This window comes from Exiguobacterium sp. s63 (assembly GCF_018617335.1).
GTDB lineage: Bacteria > Bacillota > Bacilli > Exiguobacteriales > Exiguobacteriaceae > Exiguobacterium.
Window position 1 is genome coordinate 1 of the sequence record NZ_JACSKB010000015.1, and the last position, 318, is coordinate 318.

The window sequence follows — 318 nt, forward strand, 5'->3', positions numbered from 1 at the left end:
AGATCCCCCAACTACTTTCGGCGCTGAGACGCTTAACTTCCGTGTTCGGCATGGGAACGGGTGTGGCCGTCTCGCTATCGCCACCAGACAAATATTATATTAACATTATCTTAACATAATGTCAATATGTTTTTTTGAGATTGTTCTCTCAAAACTGAGGATTCATCAACACAAACCATAGACTAGATCAAAGCCTCGACCGATTAGTATCATTCAGCTCCACGTGTCGCCACGCTTCCACCCATGACCTATCTACCTCATCGTCTCTGAGGGGTCTTTCTTGATTGCTCAAAGGGAAATCTCATCTCGGAGGGGGCT

2 rRNA genes are annotated in these 318 nt (G+C 45.9%); both read right to left on the minus strand.

The features are described from left to right. Positions 1 to 88, minus strand: a 5S ribosomal RNA gene (rrf, locus tag KNO90_RS14660); the annotation flags it as partial. 95 nt (positions 89 to 183) lie between these two features. After that, positions 184 to 318 (minus strand): 23S ribosomal RNA (locus tag KNO90_RS14665); the annotation flags it as partial.